We start from the raw sequence: 23,398 nt of genomic DNA, 5'->3' as shown, positions 1-23,398 counted from the left end.
CTGGGGGTCGCGGACCCGGTCAAGGTTGCCCGACGCGTGAGGCGGGACGGGTGGGTGATGCGTCCACGAGGTGGGCGGATCGTGCCGTTCGGACGTCGTCGCCCGCCGCCGCGATCGTCACGGGGCCGAACAGGCCGGAGGACAGCTGGCTGGGGAAGGTCCACGCCGACGCCGTCGACGCGTGGAGATGCGGCCCGAGCGTGTTCACCACGCGGACGGCCACCTCCACGGACCCGGCGACCGGGGCCATCGGGAAGCGGAACGGAGCGCAGAACGCCTCGGCCACGACCTCCCCCTCGACGCTCACCCGCACGGCGCCGCGCACGTGCCCGAGATCGAGCACCCAGGGAGTGCCCGGCGGCGGCGCCACGCTCCTGCGGTAGGTGACGCCGCCGCTCCAGGAGGCGAGCCCCAGGTCCCGCCAGTCCCCGAGCGGGAGCGGCGCGGTCGTGGTCCGGATGCGAGCCGGTCCCCGCCAGAGGGAGCCCGCCCCGACGGGCGAGGGTCCGGTCTCGAGCAGCATCGACGTCGGCTCGGGCAGGGGGTCGAGGCGGACGACGCCGTCGACGACCTCCAGCTCGTGACCGTCCACGGTGGCGCGACGCACGCCGTCGACGGGCAGCGCGACACGCACGGTCCCCGCCGGGAGCCGCACGCGGAATCGGCGGCCGAGCGGCGTCGCGGCGTCGGAGACCGAGACGGCGAGCGCCGGGGCGCCGATCTCGGGCGGTCCGAGCAGCCAGTCCGTGCGCGGCAGGGGGTGCGCGCGGCGGGCGGCGTGCGCCGCGTCGACGTCCGTCCACTGGTCGCCTCGGACGCGGGCTCCGACCTCGACGTCGTCGATCGTGACGCTCCAGGTGCCGTCGCTCGCGAGCACCGACGCCCCGCCCGGGCCGAACGCCACCAGGTCGGCGTACACGACGTCGTCGCACGTGCCGTGCTCCAGGAGCAGCTCGAGCACGTGGTCGCCGGCGGCGAGGCCCGGCAGGTCGTGCCCGAAGAACATCGGGACCTTCTCGTCGTGGTCCGCGTAGTACTCGACGCGTTCCTGCCGGGCGACGGTGCGGCCGTCGAGCCGGATGCGGGCCGCCGTCGTCGCCCCGACGACCAGGCGCGCCGACTCCGCATCCGACGCCAGGTGCAGCCGCCCTCGGAAGCGGACGGCCCCGCCGCTCGGAGCACCTGCGACGAGCGCGGGCGACAGGTACTCCGGTCGACCGTCCCACGTGCCGGGTGCCCCGAGCCCGAAGCCGGAGCCGAGCACCGGCTCCCCGAGGCTCGAGCGCCGGGTGCGCGAGCGCCCGAGGTGGTACTCGAGCACGTTGACCTCGTGCGTCGTCTCGACGCGCGCGACCGCCGCGTACGCGTCGTCGACGGCCTGCTCGACGCCGTTCCACCAGACGCGCTTCGGGGCGCTGCTGAGGAGCACGAGGTCGGCCGGTCCCCGGTGGTCGGTCCGCACCACGACGCGGACGGCGACGCGCTCGCCGTCGTCCGGCGGGGTGACGGCGAGGAACTCGCTCAGCACCCGGCCCTTGCCGCCGAGAGGGCTCGTCGTGTCGCGGGAGCGCCCGCGGCTCGCGGAGTACGTGACGCGGGCCCACGACTCGTCCGCCAGCGGGCGCACGCCGCCGACGACGGCGGAGCACGCCGCGGCGTCGAGTGCGACGTCGTCAGCGGCGTCCGCCGGGAGGGTCCGGACGCGGACGGTCTCGCCGAACGTCGCACGGAACGGGGCCCAGGTCCCGCCCTCGTCCACCTCCAGGTCCCACACCTCGACCTCGTCCCGGCGGGCTCCGGTGGGGCGGCCGAGGTCTCCCCACCGGTCGTCCGGCATCGGCTCGAGGGTGCCGGTCCAGCCGTAACTCACATCGACGACGGCGGCGCCGTCCCGTGTCGCGAGCGGCGGTCTGCCCGCGGCGTCGTCGGCCCGCGCGCCGACGGGAGCAGCGGCGCCCGCCTCGCTCCACGTCACGACGAGAGCCGGGGCCCCGCCCGTGCGCACGCGGATCGTGGCGCCGCCGGCCCTCGTGACGGCGTCGGCCGGCCAGGACTCCCCGGTTGCCGGATCCCACACCTCCACGTCCGCGACGGCGGCGGCCACGCGCAGCTCGACCTCGGCGGCGTAGCGCGCGCGGTCGAACGTCACGTCCGCGGCGCGGTACGCGTCGGCCCCCCGCCCGAGCACGTCCGACGCCCGCGGGCTGGCCGTGGTCACGAGCGCGGCGGCGCTGACCCCGCTCCGGCGCACGAGCACCGGCACGTCCGCCGTCGCGTAGTCGCCCTGACCGGACACGAGGCGCGCCGCCGTCCCGGCGTCGGGCGCCCTCTCGAGACGCGGGTGTGCAGCCAGGCGCGCGACGACGTCGTCCGCCCCGCGCAGCCCGGCCGCCTCCTGCGGCGCCGGGCCGACGACGACGACGCGGCCGCCGTCGTCGAGCAGGCGGACGAGGGCCTCGGCCGTGCCCGTCTCGAGGGTCCGGGTCCCCGGCAGGAGCACCGTGTCGTAGCGCTGCTCGCGGATCGCGAGGACGCCGGGCGAGGAGGAGGACGCGCGCTGGAGGGAGTCGTCGTCGATCACGTCGAACGCCACGCCGGCGTCGTCGAGGGTGCCGGTGCGTGGCGCCCACCAGTCCGTGACGCCCCGCAGCTCCAGGTAGAGGCGCTGCGCCTCCTGCGCGTCGGCCTCGGCGCCGGTGAACGGACGGCGCCCGGCATGGTCGATCGAGAGGTCGACCGGCAGCACGGCCTGGGCGGTGGCGGTCGGGTCGAGCAGGGCGACGTGCGCGCTGAACGTGCCCCAGGACATCGCGGCCGCGATCCGGGCGACCGCCCGCGCGAACGCCGCGTAGTGCGGCCAGTACGGCTGCCGCCAGTCCGTGGCCGGCGCCGCCCACTCGAACCAGCCGCCGACCGTGGAGTAGTACGTGGCGTGCGGGTTGTAGAGGTTGGCCCCGGCGCGCAGGTACGGCAGCAGCCAGTCGTACGTCTCCTCGAGCGTCGCGCCCCAGCCGCTGGAGTGGAACGCCTCGATCCACACCCGCTCGTGCCCGTACAGGTGCGCCAGCGAGCTGTGCACCTTGGCGTCGCCCTCGTGGTCGCTGCCGATGGCGCCGAACCAGCGGTGGGTGCGGGCGTAGTCGCCGTAGATCTGCACCGACTGCGCCGGGTACCCGGCGCGAGCCGGATGGCTCTGGTCCGCCCCGACCACCATGCCCCGCTCCGTGTGCCAGGCCGCGAGCGGCCGGAAGAACGCGTCCTCCGCGAGCCGGGCGCGCACACGCTGGTAGTCGGCCCGCACCCCGCGCGCCCTCCGGTCCGTGCCCGTGAACAGCGCGGGCAGGTGGTCGAGCAGGTCGTAGCCCGCGAGCGCTCGGAACTCCTCGGCGAACCGGGGCGTCCACGTGCCCATCGCCGACAGCTCGTCCTGGAAGCTCCCCACGATGACGCTGCCGAGGTGCTCGGGGACGCGGCGGTCGAACTCGCCGTGCACCTGGTCGAGGAGCACGGCGACGGCGTCGGGCGAGAGGTAGTCGAACGCCGTCGGCGCCGTGACCACCGCCCGCACGGTCTCGCCGTCCCGGGCCCGGCGCCCGCCCACCGCGCCGTCGTCGGCCCGGATCCGCTCACGCCACGTCTCGTCGAACACGGCGAGCAGCTCCTCGCCCGGCAGCAGCGGGACGACGCCGTCGGTCAGCCGCCGCGTCGCGGCGTGCAGCTGCCGCCCCGCCGCCCACGGGTGGTCGAGCGTGACGCGCCCCTGGACGTTCGCTCCGGAGAACCCGATCTGGTCGTAGAACCAGACGCGCATGTCGTGCGTGCCGGCCTCGTCGCACACATGCTGGAACAGCTCCCACCACGCGTCGCTGAACCAGGCGGGGGCGTCCGGTGTCGCGCCGAACACCGGTCCGGCGGGCGCGAGGTTGATGACGACGACGTCGTGCACGCCGCCCTCCCGCAGGCGGTCCAGCTGCCACGTGAGGCGCTCGCGCGTGACGCGTTCGCCGGACCACCACCACAGCGGGGTGGGGCCGAAGCGGGTCGGAGGGTCGGTCAGCAGCGCGCGCAGTTGCGGGTCGGTCACGAGGATCCCTGGTCGGACGGGCGGCGAACGGGCGGCGGGTGGGGGAGCGCGGGCGTCACACGGGCCGGCAGGCGCGGTGCTCGACGCCGGCCAGCTGGGCGAGGGCGGCGACGTCGTCGGCCACATGACCCGGCACCAGCGCCCAGTGGTGTCCGACGCCGGACGCGCTCCACGCGTCCACCCACACACCCGGGTCGACGCCGAAGTCCACCCGCGACGTCGTGTTGCCGATGCGCATGCGCGGGCCGTCGACGACCGTCCCCTCGGACGTCAGCAGCGTGAGCGACCCGTCCTGCTCCTGGCCCAGGCCGAGGCACGTCGCGGGGCCGTGCGCCACGGTGAGCTCGACCGAGACGCCCCACCCACGCTTGCCGTGGAAGACCGGCAGCCCGCGCAGGATCGGGCGCTCCGCGGCGACCCGGAGGTCCGCCGGTCCGTCGTGCCCCATCTCGACCACGCCGGCGGAGAAGTCCAGGGCCTGGATCTCGGTGAACGACCCGCCGCCGGCCAGGTGCGACGCGACCAGCATCGCGACGCTCGTGCGCAGCTCGTACTCGCCGGCCGCCGGGACCCCGCGAGCCGTCAGCAGCGTCGCGCCGAGGATCATCCCGGCGCCGAGCCGCTCGTGCAGCTCGCCGCCCAGTCCCCGGTGGTAGTACGCGAGGGAGCCGAGCCGGAAGTCGGACGCGAGCCGGTCCAGACCGATCGACACGCGGGCCGCCCAGTCGAGGTCCTGCTCGTCGACCGTCGCGTCCAGCTCGAACGTCCGCCGGACCTCGTCGACGCGAGCGACGACCTCGCCGTCGCCCTCCGCGGGCACGCGTTCGCGCAGGTCGTCGAGCTCGAGCACCTCGACGTGCGAGCCGAACGTCGTCGAGATCCGCGTGAGGTCCGTCGAGACGTCGAGCATCCCGGGGTAGAGGTGGCCCATCAGCCCGTGCCGGGCCGAGCGGAGGGTGCCGTGCGCCCCGGCGGCGCGCACCCACCTCCCGATGCGCTCCCACGCGGGCTCGTGCTCGAGGTGCCCGGTCACGGACCGGAACCCGATGCCGGCGCGGCGGAACGTGTTCCCGAGCTCCGGCACCGCGCACTGGCCGCAGTACGCGAGCCACCCGCCGGTGTCGACCCGCTCGTGGTCCATGTGCGCCGTGGGCTGGAGATCGACCACGAGCACCGGGCAGCCCGCGCGCTGCGCGATGGGCAGGATCATCGACGACGTCAGGTACGTCGCGACGTTGACCACCAGGAGGTCCGGGTCGAGCTCCCGCACCCGGCGCACGACGCCGTCGGCGTCCTCGGCTGCCGAGACGAACCCGACGTCCGTGACCTCGGCGCCCAGCGCCGCGAGCCGTGCCCGCAGCCTGCCGGCGGCCGTCTCGAGCGCCGGGCGGAGCTCGGCGAACTGCGGCCAGTACGCGCCGAGGCCGCCGCTGACGACGGCGACGCGGGCGCTCGGCGTCGCCGCGGCTGAGGACGATGAGGACATCGCGGGCTCCTACTTGAGGGCGCCGGACGTCATCCCGCTCACGATGCGACGCGAGAACAGGATGAACATGACCAGCGGCGGGACGGTGATGAGCAGGATGTTCATGAACAGCAGGTTCCACTGCGTGTTGAACTGGCTCTGGAAGTTGTAGAGCGTGAGCTGGACCGTGACGTTCTCGTTCCCGGGAAGGTAGTACAGGGGATGGAGGAAGTCGTTGAACACGCTCACCGATTGGATGATCACCACGGTGATCGTGATGGAGCGCAGGAGCGGGAAGATCACGGAGAAGAACAGCCGGGCAGGGCCCGCGCCGTCGATCATCGCCGCCTCGTCCAGCTCGCGGGGGATCGTCGAGACGAACGCGCGGTAGAGCACGGTGCAGAACGGCAGGCCGTACGCGACGAGCACCAGCGTGAGACCGGGGATGGTGCGGTAGAGGCCGATCGCCTGGAGCAGCCAGACCGTGGGAACGATCGCCGCGGGCACGATGAGGCCGGCGAGGATGATGGCACTGATCGCCGACCGGACGCGGCTCGGGTGGCGCCGGGCCAGCACGTAGCCGAGCATCGCGGCCAGCACGACGACGACGACGACCGTCGCCACCGTGAGGACGGTCGAGTTGATGAACGCCCGGACCAGCATGTACTGCCGCGTCTCGAGCACCGTGACGAGGTTGTCGATCAGGTGGAGCTCGGACGGCCACGTGAAGCGCAGCTCGGCCGACTCGGAGCGGCTCTTGAGCGCCGTGACGACGATGAACGCGAACGGCACGACGAACAGCACGAGGACGACCGCCAGGGACACGATGCTCTTGACGACGTCGCGCCCCCGCCCCGCCGGCCGTGCGCGCCGGCTCACAGGTCGACCTCCCGCCGGGTCAGGAGCCGGGAGACCGGGTAGGCGATCGCCGCCACGATCACGAACATGATCACGTTGCCGGCGGTCGACAGCCCGTAGAACCCCGCCGTGTACTGCTTGAAGATCACCGAGCCGAGGACGTCGGACGCGAACCCGGGCCCTCCTCCGGTCATCACCCAGATGAGGTCGAACGCCCGCAGCCCCCCGATGAGCGCGAGGATCACGACAGTCGCCGTGGCCGGGCGGGTGAGCGGCACGGTGATCGCGAAGAACCGCCGGAGCGCCCCGGCGCCGTCGACGGTCGCGGCCTCGAAGTACTGCTGGGGGATCGACACCACGCCGGACACGAAGATCAGCGTCGCGATCCCGATCCCGGACCAGACGTCGACCGCCGCCACGGACAGCAGGGCGAGGTCGGGATCGCTCAGCCACTCGGGACCCCGGATGCCGACGGCGCCGAGCGCCTGGTCGATGAGGCCGTACGTGGGGTTCATCAGCACCCGGAACGTGATGCCGATCCCCACCGTCGACACGAGGGTCGGGAAGAAGATCACCGAGCGGACGAACCCGGCGGCGCGGAAGCCGGACACGAGGAACGCGGCCAACGGCAGCCCGATCAGCACCTTCGGGACCATGGTGGCGAGCGCGTAGACGAACGTGTTGGCGATCGCCTTGCTGAGGAACGGTTCGTCGAGGAAGGCGCGAAAGTTGTCCAGCCCGATGAAGGTCCACTCCGTCAGGCTCCACCGCGTCAGCGAGAAGAAGAACGACGTGAGGGACGGGACGACGAAGAAGAACAGGTAGAGCGCGATCCCGGGGGCCGCGAACCAGTAGCTGTACTGGTGTCGGATCCTCACCATCCCTCGAGCCCGAGCTGCTGGGCCTGCTTCTCGACGTCCTCGTCGTACAGCTCCGCGCCGCTGACGGCGGTGCGCGTGCCGGAGCCGACCTCCACGCAGATCTGGGCCAGGGCGGGGCCCTTGACGGGCGAGAGGTACTCGAGCGCGAGGCTGTACGTCTCGGGGTCCTGGAGGTACGACTCGACGTCGAGCGACACCTGCGGGGCGTCCTCCGGGAGCGGGCAGTCGGCGATCGGCTGCGGGCCGAGGCCGCCGTCGCCCTGCGCGTTGACGACGTCGCATCCCTCGGCGCCGACGAGGAACTCCAGGAAGGTCTTGGCCTCCTCCACGTGGTCGCTCGACGTCGGGATGTAGAGGCCGGCGGGCATCCACATGGTCATGCCGTGGACGTCGGCCGAACGGCCGGGAACCGGGAACATCCCGAGGTCGCCGACGGCGTCAGGGTGCGTCTGCGCGATCGTGGCGATCGCGTAGCTGAGGATCGGGTAGTGGGCGCCCTCGCCCTCGGCGAGCATGACCAGCCCGTCCTCGTAGGCGGCCGACGCGAAGTTCTCGTTCTGGTAGCCGGCGTCGTGGATCGCCTGGATGTTCTCGAAGCCCTCGAGCGCCTCGGGGGTGTCGGAGAAGTGCACCTCGTTCGCGGTGTAGCTCTCGGCGAAGTCGGGGACCTGCGACTGCACGTTGAAGTAGTTGGCGAGGAGCGGCATCTGCGCCGTCCACGGCTCGCCGTACGTCTGGATCACGGGCGTGATCCCCGCCTCGGAGATGGCGGCGTTGTTCGCCATGAACTCGTCCCACGTCCGGGGGATCTCGAGCCCGAGCGCGTCGTAGATGGCCCGGCTGTACATGAACCCGCCGCCGACGATGCCCTTCCACGGGACGCCGTACACGTCGTCCCCGCTCGTGACGACCTCCTGGAACGCGGGGTCGACCCGCTCCATGAAGGCCTCGTCCGTGAGCGGGACGAAGTGCTCGGCCGGGTCGAGGGAGTGGAAGTACGAGCCGGAGTTCGCGGCGAACAGGTCGGGGAGGTCGCCGCTCGCCAGGCGGGTCCGGGTCTGCGCCTCGTCCGCCATCGTCTCGATCTCGACGTCGATGTCCGGGTGCGCCTCCTCGAACGCCTCGACGATGGCCTCCGCCACCGTGTCGACAGTCCCGACGCCGAGCGTGATCGTGACGCTCTCGTCCTCGCCCCCGCCGCCGATCTGGCTGCAGGCGCCGGCTGCGAGCGCGACGGCGGCGGCCAGGCCGAGCGCCGCGCAGCGTGTGGTGGCTCGTCGCATGGGTGTGCTCCCCGTCTCTCGACTCCCGTCCCTGCGTGGGCGGCGACCTGCCGTGGGAGCGTGTGTCGTGCTCATCCGACCGACGCGGGCGCGGCACGGTCAACGCCGCGCCTGCCCGCGTGAGCGGAATGTCCACCGAGTGGGCCGGATCGTCCCGGTGGGCCGACGCGAGGCGTGTGGACGGCGCGTGCCGCACGGTGGGAGCGTGCGGTGGTACGCCGCCCACCCGACGAGAGGTCGCTCAGCGATGCCCAGGATCTGCTTCACGCTCCAGGTCCGCCCGGACCGTCTCGCGGAGTACACCGAGCGCCACGCCCACGTGTGGCCGGAGATGCTCCGCGCGCTGTCGGCCTCGGGATGGCGCGACTACTCTCTCTTCCTGCGGGACGACGGGCTCCTCGTCGGGTACGCCGTCGTCCACGACTTCGACGCGGTGCTCGCCGCGATGGCGGCCACCGAGGTGAACGCGCGCTGGCAGGCGGACATGGCGCAGTACTTCGTCTCGCTCGACAGCGGTGCGGCGGACACGTCGGCGGTGGCCCTCACGGAGGTGTTCCACCTCGAGGACCAGCTCGCCGCGCTCGGGTCTTCGTGACGGCGAGCCTCGACGCCCTTCTCGAACGCGCTCGAGCGCTCGCGGCCCGTGCGGCGCCGCGAGCCGTCCTCGGCATCGTCGGTGCCCCGGGTGCCGGCAAGTCGACGCTCGCCGCGTGGCTCGCCGCCCGACTCGGGCCGACCGCCGTGGTCGTGCCGATGGACGGCTTCCACCTCGCGAACCGTCAGCTCGCGGAGCAGGGGCTCGGGGATCGCAAGGGTGCTCCGGACACGTTCGACGCCGCGGGCTACGTCGCGATGCTCCAGCGGATCCGCCGTGGTGACCACGTGTACGCGCCGACGTTCGAGCGTGCGATCGAGGAACCGGTCGCCGGTGCCATCCGCGTGGGCGGCGCCCGACTCGTCATCACGGAGGGGAACTACCTGCTGCTCGACGAGGGACCGTGGGCGGGGCTGCGCGGTCTGCTCGACGAGTGCTGGTACCTCGACGTCCCGGAGTCGCTCCGCCTCGCGCGCCTCCTCGGCCGGCACGAAGCCTTCGGGCGCTCACCCCAGGAGGCGCGGAGCTGGGCGCAGGAGGTCGACGGCCGGAACGCCGTCCTGGTCGAGCGTTCGCGGGTACGGGCCGATCTGCACGTGCGCCTTGACCCTGACGCGACGTGAGGGTCTAGCGTCGCGGTCACGACCCCCGACGACGAGGAGGAACGTCATGGCGACGGCGACCCCGTATCTGGCCGTGCACGACGGCAAGGCCGCGATCGCGTTCTACGCACAGGCGTTCGGCGCCGTCGAGGTGGAGCGCTACGAGAACGAGGACGGCTCGATCGGCCACGTGACCCTGACCATCGACGGCGCGACGATCTTCCTCTCGGACGAGGCCCACGAGTACCACGCGTGGGCGCCGAAGACGCTCGGTGGGCGCACGACGTGCTCCGTGGTGCTCGACGTGGACGACGTCGACGCGTCCTTCGCCCGCGCCGTGGCCGCGGGCGCGACGATCGACCGTGAGCCGCGCGACCCCGGGCCGGACGGGTACCGCCGAGGCTGGATCCTCGACCCGTTCGGCCACCACTGGGCGATCGAGTCCCCCGCCCCGTCCTGACGTGTCCGGGTCGCCGCCTCCGTGGCGCGTCGGCGAGCTGGCCGACGCGACCGGCCTCACGGTGCGCACCCTGCACCACTACGACGAGATCGGCCTGCTGACCGCTGACCGGACGCCGTCGGGCTACCGCACCTACGGGCGGCGGCACCTGGAGCGTCTGTACCGGATCAACGTGCTGCGGCAGCTGGGCCTGCCGCTGGCACGCATCTCGGCGATGCTCGACGACCCGGCCTGGAGCCTGGACGACACCCTGCGTCGGCACGGCGAGGAGCTCGAGCGCCGGATGGTCCGCATGGAACGCCTGCGCCAGGGCCTCGGTGACGCGCGGGACGCCGTCGCTCGGGGCAGCGGATCGGGTGACTCCGCCGGCGCGGCCGACGTCGAGACGTGCGAGCGGCTGCTCGCGGTCCTGGCGGACATGGGGATCGGCGAGACCGAGCCGGTGCGCCGGACGGCCGTCCTCGTCTACGCCGACATCGACGCCGCCTACCGCTACCTCGTCGACGTCTTCGGCCTGGCGCCGGGAGGCGTCACCCGCGACGACGACGGCGTCGCGAACCACGGCGAGGTCCGTACCGGTGACGGGGTGGTGTGGCTGCACCGGGTCGCCCCGGAGTGGGGTCTCGCGTCGCCGGCGACCCTCGGCGCGGCGACGGGGATCCTGGCCGTGACTGTCGGCGACGTCGACGCACACCACGCGCGCACGGCGGCCTCGGGCGCGCCGATCGACTATCCGCCGACGGACCAGCCGTACGGCGTCCGCGAGTACGGCGCGCGCGGCCCGGAGGGCGAGCTCTGGACGTTCATGACCCCGCTCGTCGCCCCGCTCACGGAGCCGAGGACGCCCGCGCCACGAGTTCCGGCGTGAAGAGCACGTGCTCCGGCGCGTACCTGGGGTCGCGGCCGGCCTCGCGGAGCAGCAGCTCGGCCCCGCGACGCCCGATCAGCTCCGCCGGCTGCCGCACCGACGTGAGGGGGACGACGGCGGAGCCCGCCCACCCGATGTCGTCGTACCCGACGATCGCGACGTCGTCGGGCACGCGGAGCCTCTCCTCGAGCAGGATCGCCTGCAGCAGCCCGAGCGCGAGGAGGTCGTTCGCGGCGAAGATCGCGTCGGGCCGCCGGGCCGGCTCCATCGCCGCGATCCGGTAGCCGACCTCGCGGCCGGCGACGACGGTCGGCGCGTCCGTGCCGAGCACCTCGAGCGAGGAGGGATCGCGGCCGGCCTCCGCGAGCGCCTCGCGGGCCCCGGTGATGCGGTCGCGGATCTGGTGCAGCGTGCCGGGTCCGCCGACGAACGCGAGCCGTTCACGGCCCGCGGCCAACAGGTGCGACGCCGCGAGTCGGCCGCCGGCGACGTCGTCCGCCCCGACGGACGAGATCTCCGCCGACGGCGCCTGCGCGTCCACGAGCACCACCGGGATGCCGCGCTGCCGCAGACGGGTCAGCTGCGCCGCGACGTCGCCCGACGGCGACAGCAGCACGCCCTGGAAGCGCTGCTCCTCGAACACGTCGAGATAGCGGGCCTCGAGCGCGCCTCCGTCGCTGTTCGCGAGCAGCAGGACGCTGCCCGCCTCCCGGATCACCGCCTCCGCCCCGCGGGCGACGTCGGTGAAGAACGGGTTCGACAGGTCGAGGGCCACGAACCCGATCGTCGTGCTCCGGCCGGCGCGCAGCTGGCGGGCGGACTCGTTGCGGACGTACCCGAGCTCGTCGATGGCCGCGAGCACGCGGGCCCGGGTCGACTCGGACACCGCCTCCGGCCGGTTGAGGACGTTCGACACCGTGCCGAGCGCGACGCCGGCACGCTGCGCGACGTCCTTGACACTGACCGTCCGCGCCGCCATCTCGTCTCCTCCTGCCGACGTGCGTGAAACGTACCATCGACGCCCCTGCGTCACGGTGGCGGGGGTACCGTCTCCGCATGTCAGCGACGCCTCCCGGTTCCGGGCACCCCGGGTCGTACGAGCCGCTGCCCGCCCAGGTCGGGCCGTACGAGGCGCCGGCGGACGCCGTCGTCCCCGATCGCGCGGCCACCGCGAGAGTGATCGGCGCCTGGGTGGTCTTCGTTGCCGGAGCGCTCCTCGTCCTGCTGGTCGCGATCATCGCGCTGTTCGGGGTGGCGCACGCGAGCAGCGGGTGCGACCTGGCCGATCCGCGGGCGCGTCCCGACTTCTGCGGGTCACCCGTGGTGAGCGCCGCCGTCTGGCTCGTGCCCCTCGGTGCGATCGGCGCCTTCCTCGTGGGCGCCCCGATCGGGATCGTGCTGCTGCGCCGCAGCGCCTGGGTCGTCGCCGTGCCGGTGGGGCTCCTCCTGCTGGCGCTCGCCGCGCTCGTCGGCGCGCTCGTGTTCGTCAGCTGACGGCGAGTGCTCCCTCTCGCGGCGGCGGAGGCTCGTAGGTTCGAGACGTGACGACGCCGACGCCGCCCGGTCCGTCGCCCGTCCCGCCGGCGGGCAGGGAAGCGGGGCAACCCGGACGCGGCGCGGCGGCGTGGCTCGGGTACGCGGTCGGGCTCGTCGCGCTGGGGGTGCTCGCCGTCGCGACGTTCGTCCAGTCCCTCCGGTCGGTGATCGCGTGCTCGCGCCCGCCGGAGCTGGCGCCGGCGACGTGGTACTGCGGGAGCGACGTCGCGACGGCCCTGCTGCCGTTGGTGCCGATCCTCGCCTTCCTCGGCTACGTCGTGGCGGGCGCGGTGAGCGTGGTCGTCCTGCGCCGCTCGACGGCGTCGGTCGTCGTGCCGCTCGTCCTCGCCGTGCTGGCCGCCGTCGTGCTCATCGCGCAGCTTCTCCTGCTCTGAGGTCCGGCGGCCCGGGAACGGTGCGGGTACGTTCGGAGGTATGGCCTCGCCAACGGCGGCGCAGGAGCCACGGGCACGACGGCGCGCACGTGCCTGGTGGGTCGCACTCGCGTGGGTGCTGTTCGTCGCGGGCGGTGCGCTCGTCGTCGCCGTCGCGATCGCCACGGCGGACCTGACCGCCGGCGCGTTCGAGGCCTGCGGACGTCGCGACGCCCCGGAGTACTGCGAGTACCCGCTGGCGAACGGCTTCTTCACGGCGATGCCCCTCGCGGGCGCGCTGAGCTACCTGGTGGGCGGGATCGTCGGACTCGTCCTGCTGCGCCGCACCCCCTGGTGCCTCGCCGTGCCGCCGACGCTCGCGCTGCTCGCGTGCGCGGCGATGGTCGTGCCCGTCGCGTTCCTCTGAACCCGTCCCGAGAGGTGTGCCGAGGCTCCTCGGGAGGGTCCGCGAGTCTCAGCGTGCGAGTGCGCCGTCGAGCCAGGGTCGCCAGGCCGAGCCGAACGGCTCGGCGCCGGTCCGGACTGCGGCCAGCACGTCCTCGGCGGAACGCTCCGCGAGGGCAACGACGTCGTCCGGATACCCGTACCGGACGCGGTGCTCCGCGAACTCGTCCTCGTCGTCGACGAAGGGCTCGCCGTCGAACGGCGCGATGACGTCCAGGTCGAGGTCGACCATGGTGACCTCGCGTCCGTCCGCCGTCCACACCGGGACGGTGGACACGTCGACGTAGGTCTGGTGCGAGATCGGCCGCAGCGCATCGACCGGGGTGGAGAACCACGCGACCCACGGCTGGTCGTGGGGGAACAGGCCGACGGCGTCCGCGGCAGCCTCGAAGGACACCCCCGGGCGTACCTGCACGGTGCCACGGGGCATGAAGACCCAGGTACCGGCATCGTCCTCGCCGAGGAGCCGCGCGTCGAGCGCCCAGTGGGCACCGCCGTCGTACTTCGTGTACCTCACGCGCACCATCGTCACGTGGACATCCTGGCGCACGTCGTCGACGCCGATCCGACCGTTGACGATCGGGTCCGACCACTCTAGGTTTTCGGGCAGGTCGTAAATCAGATTGCGGCCACAATCAAGGGGGTCGGCATGAATCGTCGGACGTTCCTTCGCACGGCGGCGGCAGTGGCGCCGGTCCTGGGCGGCGTGAGCATGGTGGCGCCGTCGGCCGCGGGCCTCGGTGTGGCGCCCACGGCGACGACGGTCGACCTCGGACCGGCCGCCTCGACCTGCAACACCCTGACCGGCGGGTTCGTCGGGGACCGGCCGTACATCGTGTCGCACCTCCTGCAGCCCGCGCGCGTCGGTGTGTTCGACGCCGGTGCCACGGAGCTCGTCAGTCTGACGGACCTGCCGACCGGCGGTGGCGCGTGGGCGAGCGTCGTCGACGGCGACGCCGTCTACATCGGGACGCACACCGTGGCGGACCTGTACCGGCTGGACACCGCCGCGTCGGCGCTCACCCACCTCGGCTCGATCCCCGGCGCCACGTACGTGTGGGACATGAGCCGGGCGCCGGACGGCATGCTCTACCTCGGCACCTACCCGGACGGGAAGGTCTGGGAGTACGACCCCGCGACGGGTGCCCTGCGCGACCTCGGCGTGGCCGTCGCCGGCGAGAAGTACGTGCGGAGCGTCGTCGCCGACGAGACCACCGTGTACGCAGGCGTGGGCGCGCACGCACGTCTCGTCGCGATCGACCGGGCCACCGGCGAGAAGCAGGACATCACGCCCGCGGAGCTGGTCGGCGAGTCTTTCGTCTACCAGCTCACGCAGACCGCCACCCACGTGATCGCCGGGACCCACGGCACCGGCCAGATCGCGATCGTCGCGAAGGACGACCCCGCCGACTACCGCATCGCCCACCCGGACGGCGTCATCACGATCGGGAAGATGGCGGCGGCGAGCGCGGACGAGGTGTACTTCGCCGCTGCCGACGCCGTCTGGCACCTCTCCGTGGCGACGGGCGAGACGACGCAGGTGGCCGGGACGTCGCCCGGGGACTTCGTCGCGGCGCTGCACGTGCGCGGGGGCACTGTCGTGGCGTTCACCAACACCGCCGAGATGTGGACGTACGACATCGCGACGCAGTCGCTGACCCGGTCCGACCTCGAGGCCGCGGGGATGCCGCCCGCGCCCGAGCTGCCGCAGTCGGTGCGCGCTCACGACGCGGAGCGCGTCTACGTCGGCGGGCACGGCGGCGTCGAGGTGCACACCCTCGACGAGCCCGGCGTCACGCATCGGATCGAGCTCAGCGGCGAGGCCAAGTCCATCGCGGCGCACGGCCCGTACCTGTACCTGGCCATGTACCCGTCGGGCTCCTTGGTCCGCCTCGACACCCGCGACGAGCGGACCCGGACGCTCGCGGTCATCGGCCACGAGCAGAACCGGCCCAACGACCTGACGCTGGACCCCCGGCGCCGGCTGCTCCTCGCCGCCACCAGCCCTGACTACGGCAGGGTCGGAGGCACGCTGGCGATCTACGACCTCGAGTCGAGCGACCTTGACGTGCATCGCGACATCGTCGTCGGGCACGCCATCGTCTCGACGGCCGTGCACGTCGGCCACGGCCTGGCCTTCGCCGGAAGCGAGCGGCCGACGACTGCCCAGTCAGCCACGGTGGCGGTCCTCGACCTGGCCACCCGCGAGAAGGTCGGCGAGCTCGTCCCGGTCCCGGGCGCCGCGTCGATCCCTCACCTGCTCGTGCACGACGGCGTCCTGTACGGCACCACGAACGCCGGCGTCCTGTTCGCTGCCGACCCCCGCACGGGTGAGGTGACGGCGACCGCGGAGGTGGCCAAGGGCCGCGTCGACCTCGTGAGCGCCGGCGACGCGTTGTACGCGGTGAGCCATCAGCGGCTCATGCGGATCACGCCCGGCACGCTGGAGGTCGACGTCGTCGTCGACTCCCTGGCCGCGGACCCGACGAGCTTCCCGATGGTGGCGTACGACGAGGAGGACGGTCGGCTGTACACGATCACCGGGCGCAACCTCGTGCAGGTGACCGTCTAGGGGCGTGTAGCGCGGCCCTCACCCCGCGCATGGGCGTCGAGGAACTCGTACACCTCGACGTCGTCGACGCCGGGGAACGTGCCGCGAGGCAGCGGCGACAGGATGTGCGCGTGCATCTTCGCGCTCGGCCACGACGCGTCCGCCCAGCGGCTCGCGAGGTCGGCGGACGGCAGTCGGCAGCAGCGCTCGTCCGGGCACGTCGACGTCGAGCGTGACGCCGTCTCCCGCCCGCGGAACCACCGCGCGGCGTCGAACGGCACACCGATCGTGATCGAGAACTCGCCGTCCGTGCCCTCGCCCGCCTGGGCGCTGCACCAGTAGGTGCCGGACGGTGTGTCGGTGTACTGGTGGAACTCGCCGGCCCGCTCGCCGTGGTCGAACACGGTGCGCGCCGCCCAGTGGCGGCAGGCGGCCTGACCCTCGACGGCGCCCGTCACGTCGGTCCGGAACGTGACGCCGTCGTTCTCGTACCCCCGCACGAGGGTGCCGTCGCGCGTGGCGCGCACGAAGTGACAGCGGATGCCCAGCTGTGACGTCGCGAGGTTCGTGAACCGCTGGGCGGCATGGGAGTGCGTGACGCCGAACGCGTCGCGGAAGTCCTCGATCGCGAGGTCGCGTTCCTTCTTGGCGGAGGACAGGAACGCGACAGCGGCGTCGCGGGGCATGAGGCAGCACGCCGCGAAGTAGGTGATCTCGAGCCGCTGGCGCAGGAAGTCCGCGTAGGTGGCGGGCTTGCCGTGCCCCAGTACGCGATGCGCCACCGCCTGCAGCGCGAGCGAACGCAGGCCGTGGCCGCCCGGGATCGACTGCGGCGGGAGGTAGATGCGGCCGTGCTCGACGTCGGTCACGGACCTGGTCGACGACGGCAGGTCGCGCACGTGGACGAGCTGGAAGCCGAGGTTCGCCGCGATCCGTTGGACGGTGCGGTGCGTGAGCGCCCCCGATGTGTGGCCGCCGGCCCGCAGCACGTCCTGGGCGAGGTCCTCGATCTCCGGCAGGTAGTTGTCGCGCGCCTGCATGGCCAGGCGCAGCTCGGTGTTCGCGCGCCGCGCCTCCTCCGGGGTGGCGCTCGCCTCTGACTCGCGGCGCGCGAGCTCCGAGTGGAGCCCGACCAGCGCCTCGAGCGCCTCGGTGGGCAGCCGTTTGCTCGCGCGGACCGCGGGCAGCCCGAGCGTGGCGTAGAGCGACCCGCGCTGTGCCTCCTCCAGCGCGATCTCGAGCGCGGCGCGGCGGGTGGGCGGCTCCGCCTCGAGGAGGTCCGCGGGCGACACGTCGAGAGCCCTGGCGATCTGCTGCAGGAGGGACACCCGCACCTCGCGCCGGCCGTTCTCGACGAGCGACAGCTGGCTCGCGGCGGAGCCGGTGAGGCGGGCGAGGTCGTCCAGCGTCAGGCGACGCTCGGTCCGGAAGTGCCGGATCCGCCGTCCGACGGTGAGCGGGGAGGTCTCCGCAGCGGGCGCCATGTCTTGACGCTAGCGAAAGAACATCGATTCTTCACGGCCGACGGCGGTTGAAGAGTGCGGCGATCCGTCCAAGACTCGGGGAGAGCGTCCGCCCGCGTACCCGCGCTATCTCGACCCGAGGTAGCAGGCTGATGGTGGGCCGGGAGGAGATCACGATGGTCGCCGTCGAACCGCGCCGGACGACGTCCGGGGCCGAGAGCAGCAGGCCCGACGTGCGCGCCTGGGTCGACCGCATCGCGCGGCTCGCCCGACCCGACGCCGTGCGGTGGTGCGACGGCTCCGACGTCGAGACCGCCGAGCTGCTCGACGGCATGGTCGACGCCGGCACGATCGAACCGCTCGACCCCGTCCTCCGGCCGCGCAGCTACCTGGCGCGCTCGGCGCCGTCCGACGTCGCCCGCGTCGAGGCGCGCACGTTCATCTGCTCCGAGCGCGAGGCCGACGCCGGCCCCACGAACAACTGGCGCGATCCGGAGCTCATGCGCGCCGAGCTCCGCGGCGTGTTCGACGGCGCCATGCGCGGCCGCACGATGTACGTCGTCCCGTTCGCGATGGGCCCGATCGGGAGCCCGATGACCCGGTACGGGATCGAGATCACCGACTCGCCGTACGTCGTCGTCAGCATGGGTGTGATGACCCGCGCCGGCGCGGCGACGCTGCGGGCGATCGACGACGGCGCCGACTGGGTGCCGGCCGTGCACTCGGTCGGGTACCCGCTCGTGCTGCCCGACGACGGCGCCGAGGTGCGGCGCGCGGACGTGCCGTGGCCGTGCGACGAGACGAAGTACGTCGTGCACTTCCCCGAGAGCCGCGAGATCTGGTCGTACGGGTCCGGGTACGGCGGGAACGCCCTGCTCGGGAAGAAGTGCTACGCGCTGCGGATCGCCTCGGTCATGGCGCGCGACGAGGGGTGGCTCGCTGAGCACATGCTGCTGCTGCGGGTGACGTCGCCGGCAGGGCGGGTGTTCCACGTGGCGGCGGCGTTCCCGTCCGCGTGCGGCAAGACGAACCTCGCGATGCTGCGACCGACGATCCCGGGGTGGCAGGTCGAGACGCTCGGCGACGACATCGCGTGGCTCGTCCCGCGCCGTGCGCCGGACGGGCGCACCCGCCTGTACGCGATCAACCCCGAGGCGGGGTTCTTCGGCGTCGCCCCGGGCACGAGCGTCGCCTCGAACCCGGTGGCGATGCAGATGCTCGCCTCCGACGTCGTCTTCACGAACGTCGCGCGGACTGCCGACGGCGACGTGTGGTGGGAGGGGATGACGGCGACCGAACCGCCGGGGCTCATCGACTGGCACGGCCGCGCGAGACAGGACCTGGCGGCGTCGTCCGGTACCGGCGGCACAGCCGACGACGCGGCCGACGATCGCGGCCCCGCGGCGCACCCGAACTCCCGCTTCACCGTGGCCGCGACCCGCTGCCCGACGCTCGCCGCCGACTGGGACGACCCGGGCGGCGTCCCGCTCGACGCGATCCTGTTCGGTGGTCGACGCCGGTCGCGGGTCCCGCTCGTGTGGCAGGCGCGGTCCTGGGCGCACGGCGTGTTCACCGGCGCGACGATCTCGTCGGAGCGCACGGCGGCGGCCGAGGGCACGGTGGGGGAGCTGCGCCGGGACCCGTTCGCGATGCTGCCGTTCTGCGGGTACGCGATGACCGACCACTGGGCGCACTGGCTGGCGGTCGGCGACGCCCTGGGGGACGGCGCGCCGGCGATCTTCGGCGTCAACTGGTTCCGCCGGGACGCAGCCGGCGCGTTCCTGTGGCCGGGCTTCGGCGAGAACTCGCGCGTGCTCGAGTGGGTCCTGGACCGGGTGGCCGGCGAGGCGCCGGCGCGCGAGACGCCCGTGGGGTGGGTGCCGGAACGCGGCGGCCTGCGGCTCGACGGCATCGACGTCTCCGAGGACGCGCTCGAGGAGCTGCTCGCCGTCACGCCCGAGGAGTGGGCGGCTGAGGCGGACAGCATCGCTGCCTACTTCGACTCGTTCGACGCGGCGGCCGAGACCGGGGGCGGCTACCCGGTGCCGGCACCGCTGCGGGGAGAGCTCGCCGCGCTGCGCGCCCGCCTCGCCGACGGGGCAGGTGACGCGGGCGGATAGGCTCGTCCGCCGTGAGGATCCTCGTCATCGGTTCCGGCGCCCGAGAGCACGCGCTCGTCCGTACCCTGAGCCTCGACCCGGACCCGGCGGAGCTGTTCGCCGCGCCCGGCAACCCGGGCACGGCAGAGCTCGCGACCAACGTCGACGTCGAGGCGGAGGACGGCGCTGCCGTCGCGGCGCTGGCGTCGGAGATCGAGGCGGACCTCGTCGTCGTCGGCCCGGAGGCGCCGCTCGTGGCCGGGGTGGCCGACGCCGTCCGGGCGGTCGGCATCCCCGTGTTCGGTCCCGACGCCGCGGCCGCGCGGCTCGAGGGGTCGAAGGCGTTCGCGAAGGAGATCATGGCGGCCGCCGGGGTGCCGACGGCGATGGCGCACGTGTGCACGACGCCGGACGAGGTGGCCGCGGCCCTGGACGCGTTCGGCCCGCCGTACGTCGTCAAGGACGACGGGCTCGCCGCCGGCAAGGGCGTCGTCGTCACGTCGGACCGTGAGGCGGCGGTCGAGCACGCTCTCGCGTGCGTGCGCCGCAGCCGGCGGTCCGCCGTCGTCATCGAGGAGTTCCTCGACGGCCCCGAGGTGTCGCTCTTCTGCCTGTCGGACGGCGAGAACGTCGTCCCGCTCGCACCGGCGCAGGACTTCAAGCGGCTCGGCGACGACGACGCCGGGCCGAACACCGGGGGCATGGGCGCGTACACGCCGCTCGACTGGGTGCCGCCGCAGCTGGTGGAGGACGTCGTCGAACGCGTGGCCCGGCCCGCCGTCCACGAGCTGCTCAAGCGGGAGACGCCGTTCGTGGGCCTGCTGTACTGCGGGCTCGCCCTGACCAGCCGGGGTCTGCGCGTCATCGAGTACAACGCGCGCTTCGGCGACCCGGAGACGCAGGTCGTGCTGGCGCGGCTCGCGTCGCCGCTGGGGGAGGCGCTGTACGCCGCGGCGACGGGCGAGCTCGAGTCGCTCGCGCCGCTCCGCTGGCGGGACGACGCGGCCGTCACGGTCGTCGTCGCGTCACCCGGCTATCCGGCGGCGCCGGAGACCGGGGGCGAGATCACGGGGATCGACGAGGCGGAGCAGGTGCCGGGCGCGTGGGTGCTGCACGCCGGGACGGGGCGTCGCGACGACGGCGCCCTGGTCAGCGCCGGCGGCCGCGTGCTGTCGGTGGTGGGCACGGGCGAGGATCTCGACGCCGCCCGGGCCGTGGCGTACGACGCCCTCGCGCGGATCTCGCTCGACGGAGCGCAGCACCGGGGCGACATCGCCGCAGCGGCCGCGGCGGGCGCCGTCGTCCTCCCCGCCGCAGCGGACGAAGGCGACTGACGCCCGCTCAGGCCTCGAGCGTGTCCCGCCAGGTGTGCGCGGGTTCCCAGCCGAGGAGGTCGCGGGCGGCGTCGACGGCGAACAGCGACGTGGTGCCCTCCACCGGGCGGCGCAGCTCCACGCCCGGGAACACCTCCGCGAGCAGCTCGGCGGACGGGCGGGTCATGCACGTGTCGGCGGCCGCGATGACGAGGTTCGGCGCACCGGCCGAGGCGCCCGCGCCCAGCTGTTCGTCGCGTGCCTCGAGCGCGAGCCGGCAGGCCGACGCCGCGTCACGGGCGTCGATGTAGCTCCACAGGTTCCACTTCCGCGCGTGCGGGTCCGCCCACGCGGCCGGGAAGAGCCTGCGGTAGTCGTCCCGCCCGAGCACGTTGGAGAACCGCAGCCCGACGTGGGCGACGCCGGTCCACCGGGCGTACGTCGCGGCGACCTGCTCCGTGACGACCTTGGAGAGTGCGTACGTGCTCTCCGCCCGCGGGAAGTGGGCCTCGTCGACCGGCGCGTACCAGGGCGGGTCCACGAACGGCAGACCGAGCGTGGTCTCGCTCGACGCCCACACGACCCGGCGGAGACCGTGCGTGCGGGCAGCCGCGAACACCGCGTGGTTCATCGTGACGTTCGTGGTGAACGTGACGCCGTCGGGCCGCAGCCCCGGAGCCGGGATGTTCGCGAGGTGGACGACGGCGTCGCAGCCGGCGAGGACGTCGACCGCCTGCGCGGCGTCGGTCAGGTCGGCGCGCACCGTGGCGACGTCGAGATCGGTCACCGCGGGCGGCGCCGGTGCGACGTCGACGGCGAGCACGTCGTAGCCGTGCGCGGCCAGCTCGGCCACGACGTGCGGGCCGAGCCGCCCGGACGACCCCGTGACGCAGACCTTCGTGCTCATCTCGCAGATTTCCTCTCGCGGTGGCGCAGACTTCCTCTCGCGGTGGCGCAGAGATCCTCTCGCGGTGGCGCAGAGATCCTCTCGCGGACGGGGTCAGGACTCCTGGGTCTCGGAGCGGTCCCCGGACCACTCCGTGTGGAAGACGCCGCCTGAGTCGACACGCCGGTAGGTGTGCGCCCCGAAGAAGTCGCGCTGCGCCTGGATCAGCGCGGCCGGCAGGCGCTCGGCGCGGACGCCGTCGTAGTACGCGAGCGACGAGCTGAACGCCGGCGTCGGCACACCGTTCTGCGCCGCCCCGGCCACGATGCGCCGCCACGACTGCAGCCCGTCGGCCACGGCATCGGTGAAGTACGGGTCCGCGAGCAGCAGCGGCAGCCCGGCGTCGCGCTCGTACGCCTCGGTGATCCGGTTGAGGAACCGTGCCCGGATGATGCAGCCGCCCCGCCAGATCCGGGCCATCGCGCCGCGGTCGATGTCCCAGCCGTACTCGGCGCTCGCGGCGGCGATCTGGTCGAAGCCCTGGCTGTAGGCGACGACCTTCGACGCGTACAGCGCGCGGCGCACGTCCTCGACGAACACGTCGCGATCCTTCACCTCCCACGCGGCGGTGTGCGCGGGGAGCGTGCCGCGGGCGGCCTCGCGCTGCGGCACGGAGCCGGACAGGGCGCGGGCGAACGTCGCCTCCGCGATGCCCGTGATCGGGACACCGAGGTCGAGGCCGTTCTGCACGGTCCAGCGACCGGTGCCCTTCTGCTCCGCCTGGTCCAGGACGACGTCCACGAACGCCGACCCGGTGGCGGCGTCGACGTGGTGCAGCACGTCCGCGGTGATCTCGATGAGGAACGACTCGAGGTCCCCCGTGTTCCACTCCGCGAAGATGTCGCCGATCTCCGCGGCGGAGGCCCCCAGGCCTTGCCGGAGCAGGTCGTACGCCTCGGCGATGAGCTGCATGTCCGCGTACTCGATGCCGTTGTGCACCATCTTGACGAAGTGCCCGGCGCCGCCCGGGCCGACGTACGTGCAGCACGGGACGCCGTCGACCTTCGCCGAGATGTCCTCGAGCATCGGGCCGAGCGTGGCGTACGACTCGCGCGTGCCGCCGGGCATGATGCTCGGCCCGTTGAGCGCACCCTCCTCGCCGCCGGACACGCCGGTACCGACGAAGTGCAGCCCCTGCGCGCGCAGCGCCTCCTCGCGCCGGATCGTGTCCGGGAAGTGCGCGTTGCCGGCGTCGACGACGATGTCGCCCTCCTCAAGCAGCGGCACCAGCTCGTCGATGACGGCGTCCGTCGCGGCGCCGGCCTTGACCATGATGATCACCGTGCGGGGGCGCTTCAGCGACGCGACGAAGTCCTCCAGGCGCTCGCTGGGCACGAAGGTGCCGTCGTCGCCGTGCTCCTCGACGAGCGAGACGGTGCGCGCGTGCGTGCGGTTGTGGAGGGCGACGGTGTAGGAGTGCCGCGCGAGGTTCCTCGCGAGGTTCCGGCCCATGACGGCGAGTCCGGTCACGCCGATGTCGGCGACGGCGGTCGTGTCGTTGCTCATGGCGGCCATTGTGCCGCCGCGCGCGGGCCGGCGCCCAGGCCGTCCATGG

At 73.4% G+C, this 23,398-nt stretch carries 20 protein-coding genes; 10 read left to right on the top strand and 10 right to left on the bottom strand.

Features of this window, described 5'->3' with window-relative positions; genetic code table 11:
* Positions 1 to 19: 19 nt before the first annotated feature.
* From BCAV_RS18230 to BCAV_RS18210, 5 genes are read right to left on the bottom strand one after another with little or no spacing between them, the layout of a single operon-like run.
* On the bottom strand, positions 20 to 4,084 hold the full coding sequence (locus BCAV_RS18230) for a glycosyl hydrolase (protein ID WP_015884096.1): 4,065 nt from the start codon (positions 4,082 to 4,084) through the stop codon (positions 20 to 22).
* A gap of 55 nt (positions 4,085 to 4,139) precedes the next feature.
* Positions 4,140 to 5,570 (bottom strand): L-fucose/L-arabinose isomerase family protein, encoded by a 1,431-nt coding sequence (locus tag BCAV_RS18225; RefSeq protein ID WP_015884095.1) that lies wholly within the window; start codon positions 5,568 to 5,570, stop codon positions 4,140 to 4,142.
* Between the two features lie 9 nt (positions 5,571 to 5,579).
* Entirely contained in the window at positions 5,580 to 6,428 is an 849-nt protein-coding gene (locus BCAV_RS18220; RefSeq protein ID WP_015884094.1) for a carbohydrate ABC transporter permease, read from the bottom strand.
* Entirely contained in the window at positions 6,425 to 7,288 is an 864-nt protein-coding gene (locus BCAV_RS18215) for a carbohydrate ABC transporter permease (protein WP_015884093.1), read from the bottom strand. Before BCAV_RS18215 ends, BCAV_RS18220 begins: the two co-directional genes overlap by 4 nt.
* Positions 7,282 to 8,571 (bottom strand): ABC transporter substrate-binding protein, encoded by a 1,290-nt coding sequence (locus tag BCAV_RS18210; RefSeq protein ID WP_015884092.1) that lies wholly within the window; start codon positions 8,569 to 8,571, stop codon positions 7,282 to 7,284. Before BCAV_RS18210 ends, BCAV_RS18215 begins: the two co-directional genes overlap by 7 nt.
* Positions 8,572 to 8,818: 247 nt before the next feature.
* Between BCAV_RS18210 and BCAV_RS23460 the strand changes: the two genes are divergently transcribed.
* The 4 genes from BCAV_RS23460 to BCAV_RS21805 are packed head-to-tail and all read left to right on the top strand — an operon-like array spanning position 8,819 to position 11,096.
* Positions 8,819 to 9,166, top strand: a complete 348-nt coding sequence (locus BCAV_RS23460) for an L-rhamnose mutarotase (RefSeq protein WP_015884091.1) — start codon at positions 8,819 to 8,821, stop codon at positions 9,164 to 9,166.
* A complete protein-coding gene (locus tag BCAV_RS18200; protein ID WP_015884090.1) occupies positions 9,163 to 9,789 on the top strand; it encodes a nucleoside/nucleotide kinase family protein in 627 nt (208 codons plus the stop codon). Before BCAV_RS23460 ends, BCAV_RS18200 begins: the two co-directional genes overlap by 4 nt.
* Positions 9,790 to 9,835: 46 nt before the next feature.
* Complete coding sequence (locus BCAV_RS18195) at positions 9,836 to 10,228, top strand: VOC family protein (protein WP_015884089.1); 393 nt, start codon at positions 9,836 to 9,838, stop codon at positions 10,226 to 10,228.
* A 1-nt stretch (position 10,229) separates the two neighbouring features.
* A complete protein-coding gene (locus tag BCAV_RS21805; RefSeq protein WP_015884088.1) occupies positions 10,230 to 11,096 on the top strand; it encodes a MerR family transcriptional regulator in 867 nt (288 codons plus the stop codon).
* Here the strand turns inward: BCAV_RS21805 and BCAV_RS18180 are convergent.
* Positions 11,056 to 12,075: a LacI family DNA-binding transcriptional regulator gene (locus BCAV_RS18180; protein ID WP_015884087.1), complete on the bottom strand. Its 1,020-nt coding sequence runs from the start codon at positions 12,073 to 12,075 to the stop codon at positions 11,056 to 11,058. The genes BCAV_RS21805 and BCAV_RS18180 overlap by 41 nt on opposite strands.
* 77 nt (positions 12,076 to 12,152) lie before the next feature.
* Here BCAV_RS18180 and BCAV_RS18175 point away from each other — a divergent pair, with 77 nt between their 5' ends.
* From BCAV_RS18175 to BCAV_RS18165, 3 genes are read left to right on the top strand one after another with little or no spacing between them, the layout of a single operon-like run.
* Positions 12,153 to 12,590, top strand: coding sequence for a hypothetical protein (locus BCAV_RS18175; RefSeq protein ID WP_015884086.1), 438 nt, complete (start codon positions 12,153 to 12,155; stop codon positions 12,588 to 12,590).
* 47 nt (positions 12,591 to 12,637) lie between these two features.
* Positions 12,638 to 13,027: a hypothetical protein gene (locus tag BCAV_RS18170; protein ID WP_015884085.1), complete on the top strand. Its 390-nt coding sequence runs from the start codon at positions 12,638 to 12,640 to the stop codon at positions 13,025 to 13,027.
* A 40-nt stretch (positions 13,028 to 13,067) separates the two neighbouring features.
* Complete coding sequence (locus BCAV_RS18165; protein WP_144016820.1) at positions 13,068 to 13,433, top strand: hypothetical protein; 366 nt, start codon at positions 13,068 to 13,070, stop codon at positions 13,431 to 13,433.
* Between the two features lie 48 nt (positions 13,434 to 13,481).
* On the opposite strand, the gene BCAV_RS18160 is transcribed toward BCAV_RS18165, so the two are convergent.
* Positions 13,482 to 13,988 carry a ribonuclease FAU-1 family protein gene (locus BCAV_RS18160; RefSeq protein ID WP_222836655.1) on the bottom strand — a complete coding sequence of 169 codons (507 nt, stop codon included), beginning with the start codon at positions 13,986 to 13,988 and terminating at the stop codon, positions 13,482 to 13,484.
* 132 nt (positions 13,989 to 14,120) lie between these two features.
* Between BCAV_RS18160 and BCAV_RS18155 the strand changes: the two genes are divergently transcribed.
* Positions 14,121 to 16,043 carry a hypothetical protein gene (locus tag BCAV_RS18155; RefSeq protein WP_015884082.1) on the top strand — a complete coding sequence of 641 codons (1,923 nt, stop codon included), beginning with the start codon at positions 14,121 to 14,123 and terminating at the stop codon, positions 16,041 to 16,043.
* Here BCAV_RS18155 and BCAV_RS18150 read toward each other — a convergent pair.
* Positions 16,040 to 17,506, bottom strand: a complete 1,467-nt coding sequence (locus BCAV_RS18150) for a helix-turn-helix domain-containing protein (protein WP_015884081.1) — start codon at positions 17,504 to 17,506, stop codon at positions 16,040 to 16,042. The two genes, BCAV_RS18155 and BCAV_RS18150, sit on opposite strands and share 4 nt — an antisense overlap.
* Positions 17,507 to 17,661: 155 nt before the next feature.
* Between BCAV_RS18150 and BCAV_RS18145 the strand changes: the two genes are divergently transcribed.
* Complete coding sequence (locus tag BCAV_RS18145) at positions 17,662 to 19,605, top strand: phosphoenolpyruvate carboxykinase (GTP) (RefSeq protein ID WP_050761930.1); 1,944 nt, start codon at positions 17,662 to 17,664, stop codon at positions 19,603 to 19,605.
* An 11-nt stretch (positions 19,606 to 19,616) separates the two neighbouring features.
* Positions 19,617 to 20,918 (top strand): phosphoribosylamine--glycine ligase, encoded by a 1,302-nt coding sequence (purD, locus tag BCAV_RS18140; RefSeq protein ID WP_015884079.1) that lies wholly within the window; start codon positions 19,617 to 19,619, stop codon positions 20,916 to 20,918.
* 7 nt (positions 20,919 to 20,925) lie between these two features.
* On the opposite strand, the gene BCAV_RS18135 is transcribed toward purD, so the two are convergent.
* Both BCAV_RS18135 and gndA read right to left on the bottom strand, forming a co-directional pair.
* A complete protein-coding gene (locus tag BCAV_RS18135; RefSeq protein WP_015884078.1) occupies positions 20,926 to 21,804 on the bottom strand; it encodes an NAD-dependent epimerase/dehydratase family protein in 879 nt (292 codons plus the stop codon).
* 93 nt (positions 21,805 to 21,897) lie between these two features.
* Positions 21,898 to 23,358 (bottom strand): NADP-dependent phosphogluconate dehydrogenase, encoded by a 1,461-nt coding sequence (gndA, locus tag BCAV_RS18130; RefSeq protein ID WP_015884077.1) that lies wholly within the window; start codon positions 23,356 to 23,358, stop codon positions 21,898 to 21,900.
* Between the last annotated feature and the right edge of the window lie 40 nt (positions 23,359 to 23,398).

It is taken from the genome of Beutenbergia cavernae DSM 12333, from assembly GCF_000023105.1.
Taxonomy (GTDB): domain Bacteria; phylum Actinomycetota; class Actinomycetes; order Actinomycetales; family Beutenbergiaceae; genus Beutenbergia; species Beutenbergia cavernae.
The sequence above is the reverse complement of the archived record's forward strand: the minus strand, read 5'-3'. Positions and strand labels throughout refer to the sequence as shown.

Excerpts from the sequence above, each read along its gene's own strand:
- BCAV_RS18225 (WP_015884095.1), bottom strand. The coding sequence starts at position 5,570 with ATGTCCTCATCGTCCTCAGCCGCGGCGACGCCGAGCGCCCGCGTCGCC.
- BCAV_RS18135 (WP_015884078.1), bottom strand. The coding sequence starts at position 21,804 with ATGAGCACGAAGGTCTGCGTCACGGGGTCGTCCGGGCGGCTCGGCCCG.
- BCAV_RS18175 (WP_015884086.1), top strand. The coding sequence starts at position 12,153 with ATGTCAGCGACGCCTCCCGGTTCCGGGCACCCCGGGTCGTACGAGCCG.
- BCAV_RS18155 (WP_015884082.1), top strand. The coding sequence starts at position 14,121 with ATGAATCGTCGGACGTTCCTTCGCACGGCGGCGGCAGTGGCGCCGGTC.
- BCAV_RS18195 (WP_015884089.1), top strand. The coding sequence starts at position 9,836 with ATGGCGACGGCGACCCCGTATCTGGCCGTGCACGACGGCAAGGCCGCG.
- BCAV_RS18215 (WP_015884093.1), bottom strand. The coding sequence starts at position 7,288 with ATGGTGAGGATCCGACACCAGTACAGCTACTGGTTCGCGGCCCCCGGG.
- BCAV_RS18210 (WP_015884092.1), bottom strand. The coding sequence starts at position 8,571 with ATGCGACGAGCCACCACACGCTGCGCGGCGCTCGGCCTGGCCGCCGCC.
- BCAV_RS23460 (WP_015884091.1), top strand. The coding sequence starts at position 8,819 with ATGCCCAGGATCTGCTTCACGCTCCAGGTCCGCCCGGACCGTCTCGCG.
- gndA (WP_015884077.1), bottom strand. The coding sequence starts at position 23,358 with ATGGCCGCCATGAGCAACGACACGACCGCCGTCGCCGACATCGGCGTG.
- BCAV_RS18145 (WP_050761930.1), top strand. The coding sequence starts at position 17,662 with ATGGTCGCCGTCGAACCGCGCCGGACGACGTCCGGGGCCGAGAGCAGC.
- BCAV_RS18150 (WP_015884081.1), bottom strand. The coding sequence starts at position 17,506 with ATGGCGCCCGCTGCGGAGACCTCCCCGCTCACCGTCGGACGGCGGATC.
- BCAV_RS18165 (WP_144016820.1), top strand. The coding sequence starts at position 13,068 with ATGGCCTCGCCAACGGCGGCGCAGGAGCCACGGGCACGACGGCGCGCA.
- BCAV_RS18180 (WP_015884087.1), bottom strand. The coding sequence starts at position 12,075 with ATGGCGGCGCGGACGGTCAGTGTCAAGGACGTCGCGCAGCGTGCCGGC.